Raw genomic sequence first — 21,472 nt, 5'->3', positions numbered from 1 at the left:
CGAGGCCCTGGTTGGTGACCTCCGACCACGTGACGGTCCGGTCTCCCTGGATCGGCCAGGCGAACTCACCCGGATCGGTCGGTCCCGGGCTCGGGGACCGCCGCCGTCACCGACTGCTCGTTTCCCTCGGCTAGAGAAGCTTCGCGCAGTTGGCCGCGCCGTCGTCATTGCGCATGTCGTCGTTCCGCACGGTGCCGTTGCCCAGGTGGTAGCCCGAGGCGAAGTAGAACGACAGCCGGTCGTCGACCGGCAGCCCGCCGACCGTCCACGGCACGTTCCCCGCCAGCACATCGCCCGCCTTCTCCGCGCGGGCAGGGTCGAAGCTCCCAGAGCCGATCTCGTACACGTCGGCAGATTTGTCGAAGACCTCAGCCGTCAAGCGGCGGCAGGCGTCGACCTTCTGGCGCGGCCGGTCGCCCTTGAGCTGGTAGTCCAGCCAGGCGATCGTGTAGTAGTGGTGGGCGGCGAGGCCGTAGCGCGTCTGGTTCGTGTTGCCGGGCCGGGCGAAGGCCGTCTCGTTGTGCTGACCGGCCCGCAGGCTGACGTGCATGCTCTCGATGTCCTTCGCGACGAGGGCTCGGTGGTATTCGTCCTTGTGGTGCGGGTCCGGCGCCTGCGTGCGGGGGACGTCGTTGGAGTTGTAGTAGTCGGCCTGGATGGCCAGCCGTGGGGTCCTGAGCTGCTCCGGGAGCAGCGGCCTCGGGCTGGTCCGGCACCCGCCGCCGGTATTGGTGTTGCTCGTCGGGTCCGGCCCTGTGTTGCCGAGGGCATCGAGTCGGTATTCGCAGCTGTCATAGGCGACGGCGGTGTCCACCCGGGGATCGACCTGGGCGAGGTAGCTGGTGGTGATGGCCCCCAGCGACTGTCCTAGGGTGGCGACCTTGCGCTCGTCCACAAGGGCGTGCCACGGGTTCACCTGCCCCGTCGCGGTGGGTTTCCCAGGGGCGGAGAGCAGATAGTCGAGGGCATGCCGCGCCGCGTGCAGCGCCATCGGCTCGGCCGGCGCTACCGTGGGGCTGATGGAGCCGCCCGCGCCGCCCGGAACATCAATGCTGAGCACGACGTAGCCGGCCTCGGCCAGCACCTCGGCGTCCTGCCAGTGCGGTTCCTTAAGCCCGCGGCCGCCGTGCTCGATCAGCACGGCCGGGTAGGGCGGACGATCGGCCTTGAGCCGCTTCGACGGGTCCGCGAGCGGCGCGAAGATCTCGGCTGAGATCCTCCCGCGGTTCGGGATGTCGATCCAGACGTGCTCGTACTGCCCACGCTTGTCGTCCCAGTAGACCGGCGGGTAGCGCAGCGGGTCTCCGACGACCAGACCTGAGATCACGGCACGGCCTTCGTCGCCGGACCAGGCAGCCTGGAGGTCGGCGAACGCCTTCTGGTAGGCCGGGCTCGCGTTGTAGTCCTTCGACCCCTGCGAAGAGCACTGCAGGTTCGTGAGCTCCCGCTCCGTCCACGCAGGAGTGCCCGGAACAGCGTCTGGCGCCGCGACCGTGCACACATCCGCATCGCCCGCCGGCCCGGATGCCCTCGGGGCCGCCCCAGCCGTCCCGGCTGCGGCTGGGATCAGTATCAACAGCGTGAGCGCTGTGACCGCGGACAGCCGGGCGCCCCTCTGGGCTCGTCGCCTCGTACTCATAGTTCCTCCAGTTGCTGGACATGGGTGAGCGGATGCCGTGACCGGGAGCCAGGGTCCTTCGCAGATGCTGCGGCCGAGGATGTCGGTTCCGAGTGGTTCAGGCCCACCGATGCGGAACCGGCCGCGCCGGTCCCTGTGGTCTGATCAGCATTCGATGACGTTGACGGCGAGTCCGCCCCGGGCAGTCTCCTTGTACTTGCTCTTCATGTCGGCGCCGGTCTCCTTCATCGTTTTGATGACCTTGTCGAGGGAGACGTGGTGGAGGCCGTCACCACGTAATGCCAGCTTCGCGGCGGTGACGGCTTTCACGGCGGCTATCCCGTTGCGTTCGATGCATGGGATCTGGACCAGACCGCCGACGGGATCGCAGGTCAGGCCCAGGTTGTGTTCCATGCCGATCTCGGCGGCGTTCTCCACCTGCTCGGGTGTGCCGCCGAGGACTTCGGCGAGGCCGGCCGCGGCCATCGCGCAGGCGGAGCCGACCTCTCCCTGACACCCCACGTCGGCCCCCGCTATCGACGCGTGCTGTTTGATGAGCAGACCGATCGCTCCGGCGGCGAGCAGGAACCGGACGACATCGGCGTCGTTGGCGCCGGGAATGAACTCCAGGTAGTACCTCAGCACGGCGGGGAGGATTCCCGCCGCGCCGTTGGTCGGGGCCGTGACGATCCGGCCACCGGCGGCGTTCTGTTCATTGACTGCCATCGCGAAGACGGTCAGCCATTCCATCGTGTGCCCGGCCGGATCGCCGGCGGCACGCAGTTGCCGTGCCGCCGCGGCTGCACGACGCCGTACCCGCAGCCCACCGGGCAGCACACCCTCGGCCTGAAGCCCTGCGTCGATGCAGTCGCGCATGACCTCCCAGATCCGCAGCAGTTCGGCGCGGACCTCGGCCTCCGGCCGCTTCATGGCCTCCTGCGCCAAGGTCAGGCCCGAGACCGACAAACCGGTGGTCCGGGTGGCTGCCAGCATTTCGGCGCCGCTGCCGATGTCATACGTGTCATTCGTACGTCCTGTGCCGCCGGTCTCCTCGATGACAAATCCTCCACCGATGGAGTAGTAGGTTCTGCTGGCCAGTTCCGCCCCGCTGTGGTCGTACGCGGAAAAGGTCATGCCGTTGGGATGGCCCGGCAGTGACCGGCGGCGATGGAGCACCAGATCGACCTTCGCCTGCTGCCCGCCGGGCAGTGTGACCCGGCCGTCCATGGCCGGTTCGGCCGTGACATCGACCGTCTCCGGCTTCTCACCGGCCAGGCCCAGCATGACCGCCTTCGGCGTGCCATGGCCCGGACCTGTCGCGCCCAACGATCCGAACAGCTCGGCCCGGATGGCCGTGGCCGAGCCTGCGAGGTGTCGCGTGAACATCCGGGCGGCGCGCATGGGGCCGACCGTGTGCGAGCTGGACGGACCGATGCCGATCGAGAACAGATCGAGGATCGAGACGGTCATCAGCAATACTCCCGGGGGTGGTCGCCGCGCTGGGCAGGGTCCGTCTCACCGCCGTTGAGCGATTCGCGGCTCGGACGGCGGATGGTGGTGCGGTCCCAGCGGTTCCGGTGGGGTTGTCCCGACGCTCAGGCGGGGACGGCGTCGGGTTGGGCGGAGTGCCGCGCGTCGTACAAGTCGCCCTGCCGGACGAGCAGCCCACCGGTGAGCCCGAGGACCGATCCCAGAGTGACGTACCAGGGCAGGAGACCAGCGTGTCCGGCGGCGGACAATGCGGTCGCGACCAGCGCGAAGGTGCCTCCGAACAGCGCGACGCCGATCATGCTTGGCAGTCCGGCTCCCACCGCGCGGATCTGTGGCGGGAACAGTTGCGGCGTGATGATGCCGATCGGTGCGGTGATCACCCCGAGGACGGTCAGGTAGAGCAGCGAGCCGGGGATGACCGGCAGCGCCCCGGACTGCAGGGCCAGGATGACCGGCGCGGTCGTGACGACCAGCACCACGAGCCCGGCGCGCAGGACGCGCAGGCCGCCGAAGCGGTCCGCGAGGCGGCCGGCCAGCGCGATGACGGCGATCAGATAGATCATCAACAGGGGCAGGTAACGGGAGATGTCCGCCTTGTCGGCGACACCGGCGTCGTCGAGGAAGACCGGCAGGTACGCCGTCACGAAGTACAGGCCCATTGTGGCCGGAACGATCAGCAGGAACACCGCCACCGCTTGACGCCAGTGGGCGCGCAGCAGCGGGAGTTGCGCCGCCTGCCGTTGCTCTGCCACCTGCTCGAGGTAGGTGTCGCTCTCCGGTGCGGCCCTCCTGATCCACAAGGCGACCAGGCCCAGCACCGCACACACGGCGAACCCGATGCGCCACGCTCCTGACTCCAGGCCTTCGGATCCGAGGACTCCGAGGAGCACCGCCAGGGTGGCCAGCGCGAGGAGCTGCCCGACGTAGTTGGCGCTGCTGAGCAACGCTCCGTAGAGGAAACGACGGTCCGGTGGTGCGGTTTCCACGACGTACGTTCCCGCCGCGGTCTGTTCGCCGCTCATCGCCAGGCCCTGGACGAGCCTGGCGATGACGACGATTACCGCCGCGAAGATGCCGATGGCGCCCGCGTCCGGGGTCAGGGCGATGATCAGCGAGCTGACCGAGATGAGCGCGACCGAGACCACCAGCGAGTAGCGGCGGCCACGCCGGTCGGTGAGCCGGCCCATGACGACCGCGCCCACCGGCCGGACCAGGAACCCGACGGCGAAGACCAGGTAGGAGGCGAGTAGCTGGGCGACCGGGTCGTCACCGGGGAACATCGCGCCGGCGAAATACGGTGCGAGCACGGCGTAGATGAGCCAGTCGAAGGATTCGACGATCGAACCGACGCAGGCGGCCAGAAGCTGGCGCTTCGCGGGCGGGGATTCACGGGATGGCACTGAGGTGACTGCCTTTCGGTAGCCGGCCGGAGCGGCGGCCGCAAGGATGTGGAAGAACACTGCCGGCGGGGGCGCGGCCGAAAGGTCAGCTCAGCGACGGACGTTCGCTGCGGGGGTATGCCTGCTGGACGGCCGAGGCGAGCCGGAAGATCCGGTCCTCGGAGCTGGGCGGGCCGACGATCTGCAGGCCGACGGGCATGCCGTCGACGAAACCGCACGGCACGGTCACCGCCGGGAAGCCGAGCAGGTTGAACAGCACGGTGTGTGCGGTGTAGATCTCCGCGTAGCCACCGGGGACCGCGGCGTGCTTCGCGGTGGTCCAGCTGTCCTGCCATTCCTCCCACGTCGGGGCGATGTGCTGGCTGGTCACCGAGAGCAGCAGGTCATAGTCGGCGAACAGCGACTGGAAGCCCTCCCAGTTGCGCGCACGCCATTCCAACGCCGCGCGGTAGAGCTCAGGATCAGTGGCCGGCAGCGGGTGGGTGTTCGCACTGACGTCGATCTCGTAGACGGCCGGCTCGCCGACGCCGGGTCCGCCGCCGCGCCGGGCGGACTCCCAGACCATGCTGGTCTCCTCGACGACAGCACCGGCACGGTGCAGCCCGAACGCCACCTCCCGGGCCAGAGCGATGACTCGCGGGCTCTCCTCGGTCGCGTGTTCGGCCGCGAATCCGTAGTCGTCGGTCCACGCCAGCCGCATGCCGTCGATGCCGTCCTCGAGGGCAGCGAGGTAGTCCGCAGGCTGCTGCTGGATACAGATGTAGTCGCGCCCGTCCGGCCCGGCCAGCACCTGGGTGACCAAAGCGGCATCGCGCACACTGCGGGTCAGCGGCCCGTTCGTCGCGGTGAGCCGCAGCGCCGCCCGCGTGTAGTCGACGTGCGGGATCAGGCCCTGGGTCGGATGAACGCCGACGACGCCGGAGAACGCGGCCGGCAGGCGGGTCGAGCCACCGCCGTCGCTGCCGATCGTGACGGGCAGCAGCCCGGCCGCCGTCGCGGCGGCTCCGCCCGCACTCGACCAGCCGGGCACACGCGCGGTGTCCCACGGGTTACGTGCCTCCGCCGCCCAGTTGAACATGCCGACCATGGGCGCCTCTGGCTGCGCCTCGGACGGCCGGGCCGCGCTGGTCCCCATCATGGTGTTGGTCCCGACGATGACGGCACCGGCCGCACGCAGGCGCTCGACGGCGATGGCGTCGTAGGCGGACACCCCGGACATTCCGCGCCGAGGGAAGCTGAACGCAACGCCGGCGACGCTCAGGTTCTCCTTCACGGCGATCGGGATGCCGTGCAGAGGTCCGAGTGTGTCGCCCTGCCGCTGCGCCTCGTCGGCGAGGCGCGCCTGCTTACGAGCGCTGGTGGGGTCCAAATGCGCGAAAGCGCGCAGCGTCGGGTTGAACTCCTCGATCCTGCCGAGGAAGTGGTCCACGACGGTGGTCGCGGAGATCTCACCGCGCACGATCAGTTCTCGGATCGACCAGGCGTCCAACCAAGTCAGTTCTTCGGTCATGGAGCTACTTCTCCTTGCACACGGAAGCGGCTTCGCCACCACCAGGTGGAAATAGAATGACCGGATCGGTCAAATCATTGGAGAACTTTGACCGAGCAGGTCAAAGTTGTCAACCCGGCCGTTCAGGTATCGCCGGCGCCGTGGCAGGCTGAGAGCCGTGCAAGCGGAAAAGGACCCATCGGTCGACCGGATCGCCCCCGGCGGCGACGACGAAGCGAAACAACTCAGCGACGGTTGGGTACGGCGGCGTCAGCGCATCGCGGCGAAGATCGAGTCGACCGCGTGGCGGCTGTTCGCCGAACGTACGTACTCTCAGGTGACCGTGGAGGAGATCGCCGCCGCCTCCGGATGCTCAATCCGCACCGTCACCAGGCACTTTCCCGCGAAGGAGGATCTGCTCCTCGACTTCCAGCGCCGGAAGAACCGGGTCATCCTCCAGGCATTCGCCGAACTCGCCCCCACCGACGACCCGGTGCCCGCGATCTGGGCGACCTGGCCCCGGCTGGCCGATCGGGAAGGCGAGAGCCTCGCCGCGTACGCCATGTGGGGCAGAGCGGCCGAGACGGCCCCCGAGGTCATGCACCGCGCACATGGCGAACGGCGCAGCGGCATACAGGCAGCGCTGACCGCGCTGCTGGCGCGTTCCCTTGGGACCGATCCGGACAACGACGTGCAGGTGCACGTCATGGCGGCGATGCTGGAGTCCGCGAACTCGGCATTGGTCGACTACTGGCTGAGCCGGGGCGGAGTTGACGACCTAGGCTCGCTGTACGAGACGGTCGGCAGGCTACCGCGCCTGGAACGGCTCCCGGACGGGGGCTAAAAGAACGGTTCTGGCGCGAAGTCGGTGGCCGGGCCAGTCGCATGTGGCTGGTCGGCATGCGGCAGGCTGAGTCTGGCTGCGTGAGGAGGCCCTGCCGGCGGGCACCAGTCGCGGGGTCTCCAACGTCCTCGTGGGCGCGACCGCACGGATCACGGTGACCGACGGCGTACTGCTGGCCGTCCAACCGCACGAGAACGCGCCGGGACGCGTCCGGCACTGACGCCGGCGCCCCCGGTCGCACGACCGCGACCGGGGGCGGAGCGACTCAGCCGCGGCACCCCCAGGCGGTCGCGTCGAGGGGGTTCCCACCCTTGAAGACCGGCTTGCTCGGGACGGGACAGAGACGGAAGCTCGCCGCCGGCTGGTTGGCGGCGGAATGGACGACGATGTTCCCCGGAGCCTGGCCGTGCTCCACCCAGTTCGCCAGCGCGGCGAGGCCCTCGGTCGGCGTGTCCTGCGGGCCAGGCCCGCCGGCGCAGTGCAGGAGCCCCGGGACGGTGAAGAAGCGGGTTGACTTCTGTGCCGCTGCGTAGCCACCCTCGTGCTGGGCGAGCTGCTGGTACTGCCGGAGGTTGTCGGCCAGCGAGATGCCGTTGTCGCTGACTCCGTGCCAGATCACCATCTTGCCGCCGCGCGCCTGGAACGCGTCGAAGTCGTCCGGAGTGGGTTCCTGGCCGGGGAAGACCTCGACGAACGTGGAGACCCACCGCTGAAGGTCGGCTGGGTTGTCGAAGTTCATCTGGGTGCGGAAGTCGTAGTTCAGGCCGAACATGGCACGGGTGTTCGTGTCGAACAGAATGAACGCTGCCGGCGGAGCGGACGCCCAGGTGGCCGGCGGGGTGGTGCCGGTGAGGAACGCGGCCCAGCCGGTCGGATTCGACGCCGAATAACCCTTGTAGATTCGTTGACCCACCGTCAGATCGCTGGTAATCAGCCGAATTGTGGTGAGCTGAGCCGGATTGAAGATTCCTAACTCTCCGAAGTTGCCGGTGTCGATGACGCTCGGGTCGCGGACGAGCCCGTCGGTCGCGCCGTCAGCCGCGTCGTAGGTCTTGACCACCGCGGTCTCCAGTTGTTGGAGCTGGGCGGGCGATACCCAGGACTCGGGCTTGCGCAGCAGGTGGTCGACGATCTGACCGAACTTGAGGATGTTGAGGTTGTTCGCGCCCGGTGCGCCGGCCAGGATCCCGTCGTAATCGGTCGGGAACTGGGCCGCCTCGACCCGCCCCATCCGGCCGCCGCCGGAGCAGCCGCTGAGGTAGCGGTAGAGCTTCCTGGGCTGGCCGTAGTAGGCCCGCGTGATGGCCTGCGTCACCCCGGTGGTGAGGTGGACGCCGCGGCTGGACCAGTCCAGCGCCTTCGTGCGGTTGACCGCGAACGTGAAGTCAGCCAGCGAACCAGGCCCCCGAGCGTCGGTGCCGGCCTGCGCCCAACCCTCCTTCAACTGCTGCTCGTCGGGGTCGGGGACGACGCCGGCGGCGCTGCCGACGCCGATGAACAGGTACCGATTGGTGAAGGTGTCCGGTAACGACACCTGGAAGTTGACGGTGTTGGGCCCGGTCGGCCCCGACGTCGCCACCGTCCCGTCGACCCGGCAGTAGGGGGTGTGCGTGGCGGGGGTGACCAGTCTCCGGGCGGTCACGATCGTGGCGCTGCTGGACACCAGCCGTTGCAGAGCGGCGACGTCGCAGCTGACGCGCCCAGCGGAGGGTCGGGCCTGGGGGGTGCTGGCCTGGGCGACGGCTCCGCTCGCCATCAGTAGGCATCCGGCCGCGGCGCCGGCGACGAACAGTGTTCTCGAAGTTCCCATCCTGTCGACTCCTCTGATGCTGCCGTAAGCGTCGCCAATGGCGCTCACAGTCACCAGCAGCCTAAAGAGGTCCTGAGGAAAAAGTACCGATAATCCCGGATGTGAGGGTAACCGAGACGTCAGAAAGGCGCGCTGGCCGGTCTCCCCATGGACGCTGTTCGACCGCAGTCGGTCGATCGCGGACAGCGTCGTTACGACTGCCAGCACCATGGTGGCGAGCACCGCGTACAGCGACGACGCGGTCCCGGTCACCAGGTTGGTGGACGCGGCCCACCGAGACCGCGAACGGCCGGATGCTCAGCCACCGCACCCGGACAGCACGCTCGCCAGCGTGCTCTCCCAGATCACGGTTGTAGCAACGGCAGGGTGGCCACGACCCGGGCCGGATCGCGGTGGATCTGGCGGTGATGCTCGCCGACGGCGGCGAAACGATCAGCGATCTGACCGTGCTGCGCGACCAGTCCGGGCTGTTCGGACCGGTGGCCTCGGTCCCGACTGCCTGTCGGTTGCTGTCCCGATTGGACGCTCGGCTGCTGGGCGCCCTGCATGCGTCGCGGGCCGCGGCCCGCGAGATCACCTGGGGCCCAGCACGCGCAGACCCGCGGTGATCTCCACCGTCCTGGATCAGGCCCTCGCGCAGATCCCCGACCACCACCGGCGCGGCACCCCGATCCCGCTGCGATCAGACTCGAAGGGTCCAGCCACGGGTTCCTCGCCAGATCCGCGCCCTGCGCGAGCCGCACGTGGACATCCGGTTCTCCATCGGTGACGCGGGGCACCCGAACCGGTCCGGGACGCCATCCGGGCGGTCGGCGCGGCCGAAGTCCCACTCGTCACACGGGAGGTTCTCCATGGGGAGGAGGCGGAACAACGGTGCGGTTCCGTCCTTCCGGCCAATTTCGGTGTTTTGGCCGACGCGAAACTGACCGAAACGATAGTGACGATCGGAAGGTTCAACTGGGGTTAACGGCGATGTGGCCGGTGCTGGGGCACCGCCCCGCGGGGATCGCGGGACCTTTGCGGTCTGGTGGGCGGGGTGCCGAGCATGGGCTCGGCCAGGCGGGCGATGCGTGCTTCTGCGGTGGGCGCGTGCGGCTTGCTTGGCCGGATGACAAAGGCTGCTGTCTCTTGCGGCCAGCTGGCGGTGTTCGTCGCGTTCAAGTAGTTCGCCGCTGGCGGACCGCCGACGGACACAATGAGCTCGTGTGCGAGCGAGCCGGCGCTTCCGGCGCCCCGCTCGAGGAGCTTTTGGGCCTCCGGCCAGACTGCCAACTCGCGATTCAGAACGAGGAGGAGGTCGGGAGCGTCGGTCAGCTGGGTGGACTGCCCCGGACTGGTGCGGAGGCCTGCGGCTGGTCGCACGCCACCGCGACGCGGCAACGGCGGCATGCCACGAGCTCCTGGACGGACGCCGTGATCGCGGGCGCCGGCGGGCAGGCGGAAGATGCGTTGCCCACCCACGCTCTCGGGTACGAGCTCCCCGCTTCGGTAAGGATCGCCGAGGAACCGCGCGGCGATCGCGTCAAGGCTGTCGCGGGGGGAGGCGAGGTAAAGCTGACCTCCCGCATCGGTCGGCGGGGTGATGAGCGCGGTTGGCTGACCGCGGATTGTTCCGTACACCCGGTTGTCGCCGCAGGAGGAGATAGTGAAGCGCCCTTCTCCGGACACGGGTGGGAACTCGTCGAAATCGGTGACGATGGTGAGCGCCGCGTCGCTGCCATCGAGTCGACCGGCGGTCAGCGCCTGCCGTGCGAGTTCGAGTGCGCGCTCGGCGCCGACCAGGAGAGCGGCGTGGACACCAACCTTGGCAACGAGCCTGGCGGCTCGCCGCGCCGTCGGGCTGTCGCTGGTCGCGGTAGCCATCACCCACGCGGTGTGGCCGGTAACTGCGTCGTGCTCCACCCGGCTGACCGAGGGACCTGTCGCGGGGGACCGGTGCGCGTAGTCGTGCGCGACCAGCGTGGGGTCGGGGAAGCCCGCTGCTCCGGGGCTCTGCCCGTGGTGGAGCCGTGCCCGGCTGGCCGCCGTCCGGGTGAGCCGCGCATTGTCGGATAACCAGAACCGCCATGGCTCGGGTACAGCGCCGATCGAGTGCAGGTCCACGGTGGCGACGGTTCTGCCGTTGACGAATCGGATCGTGAAGTGGTCGCCATGGTGGCCGCGGGCGACGTCTGGGGTCTCCCATCCCCGGTGGCCGATCCGATAAAGCACCCCGTCGGCCCGGACGGCGTCCGGCCGCTGCGCATGGCGGGCGTGCCAGTTCCAGATGCTGCAGTCGCAGCCGGCTTCTGAGCAACCCGACGCGTGGTCTGGTGGCTCCGGCTGGTCGTGAGGGTTAGCGGACTTGTTAGCGGCGGCGTTACCTACTGGGTCGGTCGGGGGTGCGCGTCTGTCCGGTGGGAAGACCGTCTCGACGACCAGCACCGGATCGAAGCCGAGGCGCCCCGCGATGTCGATGATGGGCCGAGAGAGGCGCTCCCGCTCGCGCGGCACCGTATCGACGACGTTCCGGAGGAGCGCTGCCGCCGCGTACAGCGCCATGGTTCGTCCCTCGATCTCGTCCAAGCGGAACTGATCGAGTCGTTCGTCAAGCAGCTGCTCGAGGAGCGGCCTGCGCGCCGCGGCGAGTAACTCGCTGGCACGGGGTGGGCCGCAAGCGGAGATCAACGATGCAGGGTCCTCGCCGGACGGGAGACGAATCGCGTCGACCGGTCCGGTCCAGCTTCGCAGCAGGCCGTAAGCTCGTGCCGCCGCGCGTCGTCCGGCATCGTCACCGTCGAACGCCATGATTAGTGGGGTGTCTTTCCCGACAGCGGTGCCCAACGCGGCGACCTGGGCAGCGGTCAACGCGGTGCCGCACGGAGCGACGGCAACCCATTGGCCGATCGCGTCGGCGGATAGCTGGGCCATCGCGATTACATCAGCCGGTCCTTCCACCAGCACTACGGCGTCGGGGTGTGATCGCACCCTGCCCTGTTCGGCCAAGCCGAACAGCAACGCGCTCTTGTCGTATATCCGTGTCGCTCCGGTGTTCAGCCACTTCGGCGTCGAGTCGGGGAGTTGCGATCCGACGTTGCGCCCGAGAAACCCGACCGTGCCCCCACTGAGGCTGCGGACGGGGAACATCACGCGGGCGCGGAAGACATCGATGACTCCGCCGGTGCGCGCTCGCCGGGCAAGGCCGGCATCGATGAGTTCGTTGTCGCGGAAGCCCTGGCCTCGCAGGTGTGTTGTCAGCGCGGTCCAGTTGTTGGGGGCGTACCCGATGCGCCATCGCTCGGAGCGCATGGCGTCAGCTGAAATGCCCCGCGACGCCAGGTAGTCGCGTGCCTGCTGCGCGCGGAGTCTCTGCAGGCAGTCTGCGTAGAACGCTGCCGCAGCCTCGTGGGCGGCGATCAGTCGAGCTCCGTCATCCCCGTTTGTGGTCGTCGGCATTACGCCTGTGGGTTTCCTGATCGCCGAAATCGGCGGAGCAACGCCGGCACAACGGCGGCTGGCTCGGCCCTGTCGACTGTGTTCTCCGGCCAGAGCGCGACGGGCTCCGCGGAGCGGATGCCATGTGCCCGGAAGCCGGCAATGGCGCGGACTGACGCAGCGGTGGCGGCGGTCAGGTCCGCTGCGCGCGGGCCTTCATACCAGGGGAGGAGTCGGACGAGCGCAGGCCGACATCCGACCGCGAGCAACAATGCCGTTCCTCGGGTAAGGCGGCGGACATGTTCGGGGCCGAGTACGCGCTGCCGCCGGGTAGACAATTGCCGTGACATCGTGCCGTGCGGATCCCGCGACAGCGACAACGTCGCGACGTCGTGCTCGCCGACGAGCGTCGAGACATCCGTGGCGAAGCGCGGATCGTCGATGCCGGCGCCGATCAACTTGATCGTGCCCGCAGCCCACAGCGTGGCCATACCGCGATCGCCCCAGACGCCGCTGCCCTGGGCATAGTTCTGCAAGATCGTGATCAAGCTCAGCCCGCGGCCTCCGTAGTGGGAGTAGAGCTGCGGGAGGTCCGCGATCGGGCAGATGTTCGCGGCCTCGTCGAGGACCGCGACGAGCGGCGGGTCGAGCCGGCCGCCGTAGTCCTCGGCCGCCCGGACTCCCCAGCGCAGCACCTGGTCGGTCAGTCCGGCGACCATCGGCGCGCAGGATCCGGCGCCGTCCTTGCTGAGCAGGTACAGCGTGTCGGTGCTGAACGGAAACTCCGCCGGGTGGAACTGGGCAAGCGGTGACGATTTCTGAGGCGTCACCCAGGCCATGATCGCGGGATCTTGCAGGCATCGTGCGGCGGTGCGCGCCGTCTCCCAGATGCCGTCCCGGGTCTCGATCGCGCCCTGCTGGCGACCGCGGAGCGCGCGTCCGGCCTGCGCCCATCCCTGGCGTAGGAGCAAGGACGCCGGCTCCTCGTCGCTCGGGTCGGCGAGCCACATTTGGACGTCGTGCAGCGACCCACCGCGAGCCGCAGCGAGGAATAAGGAGGTCAGCAGATCTTCCGCCGCGGCGAGCCAAAAGTCGCTGGTTCGGCTGCCGCGGATCGGTTGTACGAAATGCGCGGCCAGCCGCGCCGCATCTTCCACCGTGGTGAGCGCGGTGAGTGGATCCCACCACCATCGCTGTTCACCGCGTGTGATGCCCTGCGGATCGAAAACCCAGACTCGGCCGTGATCGGTGCGTGCAGCGTGGGTGGTGGCCCACAGATCGGCGCGGTTGGAGGTAGCGAGTGCGGCGCCCGGAGCCCCGAGCAACATCGGCACGGCCAACGACGTCGTCTTCCCCGAACGAGGGCCCATGAGCGCGAGGACGCCGTCCTCCCAGGACGCTCGCAGGACCGGTCCGTCCGCGGGCCCGAGGAGCAGCCGTGACCGCCGGAGGCTGCCGAGCGCCAGGCCGGTTGCATCAGGAGCGATGTCTTCCGGCGGGAGCCGGGAGAGCATGGGCCGCAGTTGGCGCGCCCGTGCGGTAACGGCCGCTGGCGTAAGCCCCACCACGTCGTGGAGGCGCGCGAGTGAGGGCAGGGCGTCGTCGGCTCGGCCGAGTCGCCCGCTCCACCAGGCGATGCAGATGACGACCGGGGCCGTCACCGAGATCAGCAAGGCACCGAAGACCCCGGCCACCGCCGCGAGAGGAATCCCCGGGTAGGCGAGGCTCCACTCGCCGTTCACTACCGCCCCTGCGAATGGACCGCCGAAAGCCGGGCCATGTGCGCGACCCGTCACCGTGGCGACTATCCAGCCTGCAGCCCACGCCAGCCAGCACACAGCGGTGGCACCCCATATCGCGCCGACCAGCAGAAATGGCGTGAGGGGCACCAATGCGCCAGTTCCACGGGGTACGACGGGACGGGGAGCGAACGTCATGACCGCACCGTCGAGCTGGGTAACGCCGGCCTGCCCGGGCGCCGGACCGCGGCGTCCGTGTCATAGAGATGCGGTTCCTCATCCACCAATGCCATGGAGACCGGGATGCCCGGACCGTCACCGGTCTTGATCAGATACTTGCCTCGGCCCGGATGAACGGATCCCGCGCGCATCAGTTCAGGAGCCGCCCAGGACGCGACCAAGCTGCGCTCGGGTGCGGTCAGCCGGATCACCTGGCCAACTCGGTCGAGCTCACGTCGAGGAAGTGCGCCGAGAACCTTGATCGCGGCGCGCTCGACGAAGCCGCGCGCCTTAGCGCGCTCCTCCGTCGGCAACGCATCGAGGTCGTCGAGGCTGTGAGTGATCATCACGGAGCCGACGCCGAGCTGGCGGTTGAGGCGAGTCAATGAGTCGGCATGGTCGACCAGCCCCGGCGCACCGCGCAGCGCCCTCCAGAGCTCATCCATGATGGCCAGCCACTGACGGCGAGGCGCGAGACCTTCCTCGGCCAGTAGGGTGGCTGCGTTGATGGCCGCGAATCCGTAGCTCCAGACCGACAGCATCGCGGCGGCGATCAATTGGTCTCCGGACGCGGATGCGCCCGAGATGTCGACGGACACCGCGGGTGCGGCAAGATCGATCGGTGTGCTTGTCGGACCGTCGAAGACCCCTTTCAATACGCCGTCGCAGAGCAGTGCGAGGGTCGGAACGAGATCTGCTGCCGAGGTTCGGTAGTCGCCTTCAGCGGCGAGCCTCGCCGCGGACCGCAGCTCGTCCGGCTCGTGGGCCAGCACGGCCACGACGTCCGGAATTGTGGGATCACGATCGAGGCGTTCGGCTAGCAGGTCGACGACCCGTCCGAGCAGAATTTCCTCGCCGTTACTCACGGGTCTCCGGCGGACGAGAGCGCACAGGGCGAGCAGTAGAGCGAGGCGCCGACTGCGAGTCTCCAGCCGGAGGCGGTCGAGTCGCGCGCCGCTCAGCCGACTAAGCACGGCTGCAAGCGGACCGCTGTCCAGCGGATTGATTCGGGCCTTGCCTCGCGCCACCGGAATGACCTGTCCGCCAAGGTGTCGGACGAGCGGTGCGTAGTCGGGCTTGAGGTCACCGAGGATCAGCGCGGTCCGCCCGAACGCGACGTTTCCGGTGACCAACCGCTTCACGAGTGCGCTCTTGCCGACACCGGGCTGCCCGAGAACGAACATGCCGGGATTCGTCACCAGGCCGGCGTCCAACCAGCTCATCGGATCGAGGCCGACGGGTTCGCCGAACACGAGGTGTCGACCGATCGGCACGCCATGAATCGGCGCACCTGATCCGGCAACGAACGGAAACAGGCCGCAGACTTGCACCGTCGTGCCCTGGTACTCGATGGTCGGTGGGACGGTACTGGCGCGCCCCGCGCCCGGGCCGCGCCAACCCCTCACGGGAGCGGTCGACGCGCGGTTCTTGAGCGTTGCCAACGATTCCTCCCGGGTCAGACCGGCCAGGTGACCAGCTGCGGCGGGCAGATGCCGCAGGGCAACGTGGTCGCGAAACCGACGGATTGGCTGCCCCACAAGCGGCGCAGCCGGATCCTCGCGACGTCCGCCCGCGTCTCGATGTCGGCGACCGCGTGGCTGACGTCGTCGGGGTGCAGGACCGTCGTGGTGACGAACAGGCTGATCAGGCCCATCCCCGCGCCAGCGGCCTCCTCTCGGGCCGCGCGGACCGCCTGACCTCGATCGGCGTGGTCACGGGCGTTCTCGTCACGGCGCTGAGCGACCCGCAGGGTGTCCCGGAAAACCGCAGCGTTGACCTCCCGCTCGACCGCCTTGGCAGCGTCGGCCGCGGGAAGCGGCCGGTAGAGCAACGTCACCCGTTTGTGGTGTTGTCCCGGTGCCAGTAGCCGAGCCAGCACCTCGGCGTGCACTTGTTGGCGCGGTGCTTCATGCCAGGCCCAGGAGACGCTGATCGCCGCGTCGTGCCGGTAGAGGCCGTACTCCTCGTCAGCGGCAACGGGACCCGCCGAGCTCCAGTCGAGGAGGGTCTCGTCCGGCAATCTGCCGTCGGCGGCGATGATTCGGTCGATGTCGTCGCGCAGCGTCGGGTCGAAGGCGGTCAACACCGTCGCGGTGAGGTCTGCGCCAGTCGCACGGCCCAGCACCGTGACGCCGCAGGCGGCAAGCGAGTCTTCGAGCCCGGGCAGACGGTGGCGTACTTCGTCGACGGCGTCGTCGAGCCGGCGCGACCTGGTCGGTGAGCGAGCCGGATCGAACGTGATCGACACGTTTGTCCGGACGTCGGCGGTCGTTGCTGGGACGACGCTCGCGAGGCGTCGAAGGATGCGGTGGGCGGCCGTCGGCGCGTTCGGTGCGAGCTGGGCAGCCAGCGAGTTCCGTAGCCGTGCCGCGGAAGCGGGGGCGGTGGTCACGGTGACCGCGATCCAGCGGAGGGTCGGGACGTAGCCCAGGCCGGCCAGCCAGGCTCCCCAGTGTGCGACCCAAGTGTCTGCTTGGTCGCGATCGACCAGCCACGTGGAGGTGGCCGCTACTTTCAGCGTCGCGGTCAACGTGCCGGTGCGCTGATGCCGGACCAAGCCGAGCGTGCCGTCGGCGTCGTCCACGGTGACGAGTTCGGTCGACGCGAGGACTCCGGGCAGCGACCAGGCGTGGCGATGATGCGCTGTCACACCCGCCCGGAACGATGTCCATCCGCGTGCCTGGCCCCAGCTCCACCGCCACCGTTGCGTTAGCGCGGACGCCAACGGAACTCCACCCCGCCGGGTGACCGCGACACCGATCACGATCAAGGCGACGCACGCTGTCGCGACCATGGCGGTCGTCGATATCGAGCCGGCCCCGAGAATCGCGAGTATCAGGGTGAGTACCGCGAGGGTCTGGCTCGGTCCCAAGCCCCAAAGACCCATTCCCCGGCGCCGGCGCCAGCCGCCGTACGTTCGGACCTCGTCGGTGTGTTCTTCCACGATGCGTTCACCCTCCGCTGGTCGGTGGGTCGGTCATTTCGCGTCCAGCGCGTCGCGCACCGGACCGAGCGGCCGATATGCCGCTCTGCGCGACGGTCGCCGCGGCTGCGGCCGCGCCGCCCGCTCCCGCCGCGCCCGATCCGCCGGTGGCGCCGGCCGCGCCGCCCGCTGATGCACCGGCCGCCGGGGAGGAAGCGGCCGGTGCACCGCGACCCGCAGCAGGGCCGTGGAACGTCGGAGGGCTCGACGCTGCGGGTGGCGCCGCACCCGGCGGTTCGGACGCGGCCACGCTGGTCTCCAGATAGCGGATGTAGTCGTGCATGTCGCGGCCACCGGCACCCCGCAACGACGCCGCGGCATGCACGCCACCCGCGCCCGCCCCGGCGAGCAGCGCCAGTCCTCCGCCGCTCTGCAGCGAGCCGGTCGTCCAGGAGAACAGGCGGACCAGCAGAGGCAGGGCGAGGATGGCGAGGATCAGCACGGTGACGCCCATGAAGAACGACCGCGGATCGTCCGGATCGCTCGCCATGGTGATGCCGACCGTGTAGATCACTGCTGCCGTTGGCTTGTAGGCAGCCAGGGCAGCGCACCAGGCGACGACCCTCGGCCGCCATTGGCTCGTCGCCTGGCTACCCGCGCCGGACGCCGCGAGTTGGAGCAGCCCGGCCAGGACGACCAAGCCGATCTCGCGGAGAAACATCAGGAGTGCCTGCACGAAGCCGGCTATGAGAACCAGGGCCCCGACCACGACGATGACGCCCGGCGGTACAGCCCGGGCGGGGACCAGCAACGCCGCCAGACGGGCGGTTAGTCCGTCCTCGGTGACCTGCCCGAGTCCCTGGTTCAGGATCCACAGTGAGAAGTCGTCGCCTGCGCGCAGGACGAGGTGTGTGCCGGCTACGCCGATCGCGCCCCACAGGGCCGTCGACCACAGGATGCGCACCACCTGAAGTACGGGCTCCGGGCGGCGGGACACCATCATCAGCAGGCCCTGCCACATCACGCCGCCGACCGCGATCATCGCCGTGATCGGAGCCACCCAGCCCTGCAACCGAAGTGAGGTGTCCGACGTGTAGCTCGGCACAGCCAACCACCAGGCGGCGGTCCACGTCGCCAGCCACGCGATCGCGCTGGTGATCGCCTGCGACAGAACGCCGAGGACGCTGTCGCCGGCTTGGGTGGCGAGTTGACCGGTGACTTCGCACGTGACGTTCCAACCGCCGGCCGGGCACGCCATCAGGGGACCACGAATGGCGTGAAGCCGTCGGCGGCGTAAACGCGGGCCACCATCGGTGTCCAGTCGCCGCCGGGAGGAGCCACGAGCGCCCAGTCGCCGGCGACCCACCGCAGCTGGATCGCGAAGGTAGTCAGCATGGCGCTCTCCCGGCCCGCGAGGAGCAGCCGGACCGCCGCAGTGTGGGCATCAACTGCATCCACCCGGTAGCCACGGGCGGTCGCCTTGACCTCGCCCACAGGCTGGCCGTAGGGAATTCCGGTGCCGTCGCGCTGACGAAGGTATTCGTCTTCGACGATCGCCTTCAGGTCCTCGACGTCCTCGCCGACGACCTGGTCCTCGAACGTCGGCTGGTAGACGCCGGGGCCTACCTCGGGTGTGACGCGCAGACTCAGATGTATAGCTGCGTAGGCGGCCCCGACGGCGTTGTGTGCGAACCCTTCTGCAAGGCCCTTACGGACGACGCGCGGACCGGCGGCCGGCGAGATCGGTAGATGAACCCCGGCCAACACCACCTCGCTCGGGATGGCCACCCCGCGCGTCTCAGTTCGGCTGGCAGTAGACGACGCCGGCCTTGTACCTGTGTCGTCGAGCTGCCGAACGAGCAGGGCCGCGCCGAACGCTACGGCGACCACCAGCACGAGCAGTAGGGCGAGCTGGGTCAGGAGCCGCCGCGTGCGACGGCGGGCCTCGGTGGCCGGATCGAAGCTCGTCATCGGCGTGCTAGAAAACGCTGCCGACCAGGGTGACCGCGACGGCGGCAAGGCTCATGCCACCGACCACCCACGGCACGCCGACCGCGCCTTCGACGGCCATCGCTGACCGGTTCCGTCGGCCCAGGATCATCATTGCGGCGCACCACAGAATGCCGATGACGCCGGCGCCGCGGACGACCCACTTGCCCCAGCCGATGAACTTCTCCATCAAGGGCCCGAGCCCAGGAATCTCGCTCGGCGGCGGATCAGGGATGCCCGAACTCGGGCTCGGAGCCGGCGCGGCCAGAGCGCCGTGCATCATCGCGTCGATGTCCGGCGTGCGCTCGGCGATCGCCCCTATCAGTGGCAGCGTCACAACGTCCTCCGTTCGGTCTCCGCCCTCGTGCGGGCGGCGGCAGTCCGGCCGAACAGTGAGCCGCCTCGGATGGCGGACGTCCTGATGCATGACTTAGCCGAGCGCTTACCAGTGGCCGGCTAACCCGTCCGTCTCGCCCGGGCGCCTTCGCTTGGCGTCCGAGCTCGGACGTGGGAGGCGGGCATGAGGATGCTCTATTACTCGCTGCCCTCCCGGCAGCCGTCTGACAGCGGATCAGCCGTCGCAGGCGTTGTCGCCATCCTCGGAACCGTGCTCGCGCTGACCCTGGGCTTGATGGCGCTCGCCACGTCGCCGTCGGCGTCGGCGCCTGCGAGCAGTTCCTCGGCGGACGGGCGCGCGTTGCGAACCGATGCGCCCGTGCCGCCGCCATACCGCGCGTGGGTCCTACGGGCCGGCTCGATCTGTCCAGAGATCGGGTCGGCGCAAATCGCTGCGCAACTGGACCTCGAGTCCGCGTGGAGGCCGGACGCCTACGCCGACAGCGGCGAGGTGCCCGCGCGCGGGATCGCCCAATTCACTGATGCCACCTGGGCAGCCTGGGGTGCGGACGCCGACCAGGACGGCGTGGCGTCCGCGCTCGACCCGCCGGACGCGATCGTCGCTCAGGGCAGGTTGATGTGCGACCTCGTCGCCTGGGCGCGACGTGGCATCGCCGATGGGCGGCTACGCGGCGCGCCGATGGATGTCGCGTGGGCGGCGTACTTCTGCGGGCGCGCGTGCATCACCCGGGCTGGTGGAGTTCCGGTGAAGGGGCTGGCGCACGACTATCCGGGACAGATCCGAGCCCGCCTGCCTCGGTACGCGGCGCACGGTCCTAGCGACGGCTGGACGTTGCCACTCCGGCGTTTTCGGTTGACGAGTGGTTTCGGCTCGCGGTGGGAATCGATGCATGCCGGGCAGGACTTTGCCGCGCCAGTTGGAACGCCAATCCTTGCGGCTGCGGCAGGGACAGTGGTCGAAGCCAGGTGCACGAGCCGATACTGCGATCGCCCAGGTGGCCTGAGCGTGGCCGGGTGTGGGTGGACGGTCACCATCGCGCACGGCGACGGCATCACGACGAGGTACTGCCACGCGGTCGGGCTCGCTGTTCGCGAGGGACAGCCGGTGGCGGTCGGCCAACCGGTCGGGTGGGTTGGGTCGACCGGCAACTCGACCGGGGCTCACCTGCACTTCGAGGTGCGCCGCAACGGCAAGCCCATCGATCCTTTGCCGTACCTCCGCGCCAGGCGTCTTCGCCCATGAAGTGTTCGTCGCCAGACATGTCCCGGTGGCGAACAAGCCGCAGGTCAGAACCATCGATGCCGTCTCCGATAGCAAGCGCGCTAACCCCGCTCTGGCGCCCTGAGGCCAACCCATCGGCCGAGGAGGGCGACGGTGCTTCACCGAACTGCGCCAACGCAGGCGGCCGTGACTGTTCCGCGCGCGCCGGGGCGCCCTCCCGGCTATCGGAAGCGCGTCCTACGACCAGCCGGGTTCGTGCCATGACCCCCGCCGAGGCCGACCGCCGCGCGATCGAACAGCATTTGGATCAGCAGGTCGGCCACATTCTCGCGGTACTCGGATTCGAACCCGGCAAGCCGGTGCCGCACACCACCGCCTTCGCTGAGATCGAGAAGGTGATGGCGGCCCGCGGCGCCGACGACCGGTACCTGCCCTTGGCCAAAGCGATATTCGCGCCGGCCCGGCCTTGGATGGACGCCGTTACCGCGCGGGCCGAGGCTCTGGCGTCGGTGGCTCCGGCTCGGTGGCCGGCCAACCTGACCGAACCGCTCGCCAAGCTGAACGTGGCGCTCGTGAACGGCAACCCCATGGACGTGGTGCGGACGGTGAGCGAGCTCCCCGCGCTCACCGTGTCGCGCCTTCCGCCCCTTACCGCGCAGGCCTATACGAACCTCCGTCAGCTGGGCGAGCAGCCCGCGATCTCCGCCTGGCGATTGATGCTCGAGTACGCCCACGGCGAGCGGGAGCACCCGTTGAGGCGCAGCTACTTCCCGAAGGGGGGTGGCCGGCGACTCTCGGTGGTCCCGGATCAAGAAGTCTCGCCAACCCCGCGTCCTCTGGCTGCTCCATCGACTCCACGAGACCGGCGGCGGACGCAATCCTCGGCTTCGAGGACACCGGACAACAAGCCTCGGCGAGGCCGCTGACGCTAGCCACGGACCGAACCAACCCAGCGGA

General features: G+C 69.2%; 15 protein-coding genes and 1 pseudogene. 4 read left to right on the top strand and 12 right to left on the bottom strand.

Translation table 11 applies throughout. The features are described from left to right. Positions 1-130: 130 nt before the first annotated feature. The 4 genes from BUB75_RS13710 to BUB75_RS13695 form a co-directional block, all read right to left on the bottom strand. Positions 131-1,501 carry an alpha/beta hydrolase gene (locus BUB75_RS13710; protein WP_073256761.1) on the bottom strand — a complete coding sequence of 457 codons (1,371 nt, stop codon included), beginning with the start codon at positions 1,499-1,501 and terminating at the stop codon, positions 131-133. A gap of 282 nt (positions 1,502-1,783) precedes the next feature. Then, entirely contained in the window at positions 1,784-3,088 is a 1,305-nt protein-coding gene (locus BUB75_RS13705) for an L-serine ammonia-lyase (protein ID WP_073257241.1), read from the bottom strand. Between the two features lie 125 nt (positions 3,089-3,213). Further along, the gene (locus tag BUB75_RS13700) at positions 3,214-4,509 is read right to left on the bottom strand and encodes an MFS transporter (protein WP_073256759.1); all 1,296 of its coding nucleotides are present in this window, start codon (positions 4,507-4,509) and stop codon (positions 3,214-3,216) included. A gap of 85 nt (positions 4,510-4,594) precedes the next feature. Beyond that, positions 4,595-6,019: an amidase gene (locus BUB75_RS13695; RefSeq protein WP_073256757.1), complete on the bottom strand. Its 1,425-nt coding sequence runs from the start codon at positions 6,017-6,019 to the stop codon at positions 4,595-4,597. A 157-nt stretch (positions 6,020-6,176) separates the two neighbouring features. Between BUB75_RS13695 and BUB75_RS13690 the strand changes: the two genes are divergently transcribed. Next, the gene (locus BUB75_RS13690) at positions 6,177-6,842 is read left to right on the top strand and encodes a TetR/AcrR family transcriptional regulator (RefSeq protein WP_073256755.1); all 666 of its coding nucleotides are present in this window, start codon (positions 6,177-6,179) and stop codon (positions 6,840-6,842) included. A 265-nt stretch (positions 6,843-7,107) separates the two neighbouring features. Here BUB75_RS13690 and BUB75_RS13685 read toward each other — a convergent pair whose 3' ends face one another. Next, positions 7,108-8,652 carry a tannase/feruloyl esterase family alpha/beta hydrolase gene (locus tag BUB75_RS13685; RefSeq protein ID WP_178379857.1) on the bottom strand — a complete coding sequence of 515 codons (1,545 nt, stop codon included), beginning with the start codon at positions 8,650-8,652 and terminating at the stop codon, positions 7,108-7,110. A 356-nt stretch (positions 8,653-9,008) separates the two neighbouring features. Here BUB75_RS13685 and BUB75_RS45095 point away from each other — a divergent pair. After that, positions 9,009-9,460: pseudogene (locus BUB75_RS45095) on the top strand (IS1380 family transposase); the annotation flags it as partial. Positions 9,461-9,615: 155 nt separating this feature from the next. Here the strand turns inward: BUB75_RS45095 and BUB75_RS13675 are convergent. The 7 genes from BUB75_RS13675 to BUB75_RS13645 are packed head-to-tail and all read right to left on the bottom strand — an operon-like array spanning position 9,616 to position 19,273. Continuing rightward, positions 9,616-12,087, bottom strand: a complete 2,472-nt coding sequence (locus tag BUB75_RS13675; RefSeq protein ID WP_073256749.1) for a toprim domain-containing protein — start codon at positions 12,085-12,087, stop codon at positions 9,616-9,618. Then, positions 12,087-14,003, bottom strand: coding sequence for a type IV secretory system conjugative DNA transfer family protein (locus BUB75_RS13670; RefSeq protein ID WP_084740998.1), 1,917 nt, complete (start codon positions 14,001-14,003; stop codon positions 12,087-12,089). Before BUB75_RS13670 ends, BUB75_RS13675 begins: the two co-directional genes overlap by 1 nt. Further along, the gene (locus BUB75_RS13665) at positions 14,000-15,466 is read right to left on the bottom strand and encodes a hypothetical protein (RefSeq protein ID WP_073256745.1); all 1,467 of its coding nucleotides are present in this window, start codon (positions 15,464-15,466) and stop codon (positions 14,000-14,002) included. Before BUB75_RS13665 ends, BUB75_RS13670 begins: the two co-directional genes overlap by 4 nt. Before the next feature lie 14 nt (positions 15,467-15,480). Beyond that, the gene (locus BUB75_RS13660; protein WP_342761131.1) at positions 15,481-16,968 is read right to left on the bottom strand and encodes an SCO6880 family protein; all 1,488 of its coding nucleotides are present in this window, start codon (positions 16,966-16,968) and stop codon (positions 15,481-15,483) included. A gap of 7 nt (positions 16,969-16,975) precedes the next feature. Continuing rightward, complete coding sequence (locus tag BUB75_RS13655; protein WP_073256743.1) at positions 16,976-18,205, bottom strand: hypothetical protein; 1,230 nt, start codon at positions 18,203-18,205, stop codon at positions 16,976-16,978. Continuing rightward, the gene (locus BUB75_RS13650; RefSeq protein WP_073256741.1) at positions 18,205-18,918 is read right to left on the bottom strand and encodes a DUF8175 domain-containg protein; all 714 of its coding nucleotides are present in this window, start codon (positions 18,916-18,918) and stop codon (positions 18,205-18,207) included. Before BUB75_RS13650 ends, BUB75_RS13655 begins: the two co-directional genes overlap by 1 nt. Before the next feature lie 7 nt (positions 18,919-18,925). Continuing rightward, positions 18,926-19,273: a hypothetical protein gene (locus tag BUB75_RS13645; RefSeq protein ID WP_218617498.1), complete on the bottom strand. Its 348-nt coding sequence runs from the start codon at positions 19,271-19,273 to the stop codon at positions 18,926-18,928. A gap of 270 nt (positions 19,274-19,543) precedes the next feature. Between BUB75_RS13645 and BUB75_RS13640 the strand changes: the two genes are divergently transcribed. Then, entirely contained in the window at positions 19,544-20,536 is a 993-nt protein-coding gene (locus tag BUB75_RS13640; RefSeq protein WP_218617497.1) for a peptidoglycan DD-metalloendopeptidase family protein, read from the top strand. Positions 20,537-20,775: 239 nt separating this feature from the next. Beyond that, complete coding sequence (locus tag BUB75_RS13635) at positions 20,776-21,441, top strand: hypothetical protein (RefSeq protein WP_073256736.1); 666 nt, start codon at positions 20,776-20,778, stop codon at positions 21,439-21,441. Positions 21,442-21,472: the final 31 nt, after the last annotated feature.

It is taken from the genome of Cryptosporangium aurantiacum (assembly GCF_900143005.1).
Taxonomy (GTDB): domain Bacteria; phylum Actinomycetota; class Actinomycetes; order Mycobacteriales; family Cryptosporangiaceae; genus Cryptosporangium; species Cryptosporangium aurantiacum.
Note: the sequence above shows the minus strand (reverse complement) of the source record. Positions and strands in the feature narration are given on the sequence as shown.

What these genes read in the sequence shown, in the direction of transcription:
- BUB75_RS13705 (WP_073257241.1), bottom strand. Translation starts at nt 3,088, where the DNA reads ATGACCGTCTCGATCCTCGATCTGTTCTCGATCGGCATCGGTCCGTCC.
- BUB75_RS13695 (WP_073256757.1), bottom strand. Translation starts at nt 6,019, where the DNA reads ATGACCGAAGAACTGACTTGGTTGGACGCCTGGTCGATCCGAGAACTG.
- BUB75_RS13685 (WP_178379857.1), bottom strand. Translation starts at nt 8,652, where the DNA reads ATGGGAACTTCGAGAACACTGTTCGTCGCCGGCGCCGCGGCCGGATGC.
- BUB75_RS13675 (WP_073256749.1), bottom strand. Translation starts at nt 12,087, where the DNA reads ATGCCGACGACCACAAACGGGGATGACGGAGCTCGACTGATCGCCGCC.
- BUB75_RS13670 (WP_084740998.1), bottom strand. Translation starts at nt 14,003, where the DNA reads ATGACGTTCGCTCCCCGTCCCGTCGTACCCCGTGGAACTGGCGCATTG.
- BUB75_RS13655 (WP_073256743.1), bottom strand. Translation starts at nt 18,205, where the DNA reads ATGGCGTGCCCGGCCGGCGGTTGGAACGTCACGTGCGAAGTCACCGGT.
- BUB75_RS13650 (WP_073256741.1), bottom strand. Translation starts at nt 18,918, where the DNA reads ATGACGAGCTTCGATCCGGCCACCGAGGCCCGCCGTCGCACGCGGCGG.
- BUB75_RS13635 (WP_073256736.1), top strand. Translation starts at nt 20,776, where the DNA reads ATGACCCCCGCCGAGGCCGACCGCCGCGCGATCGAACAGCATTTGGAT.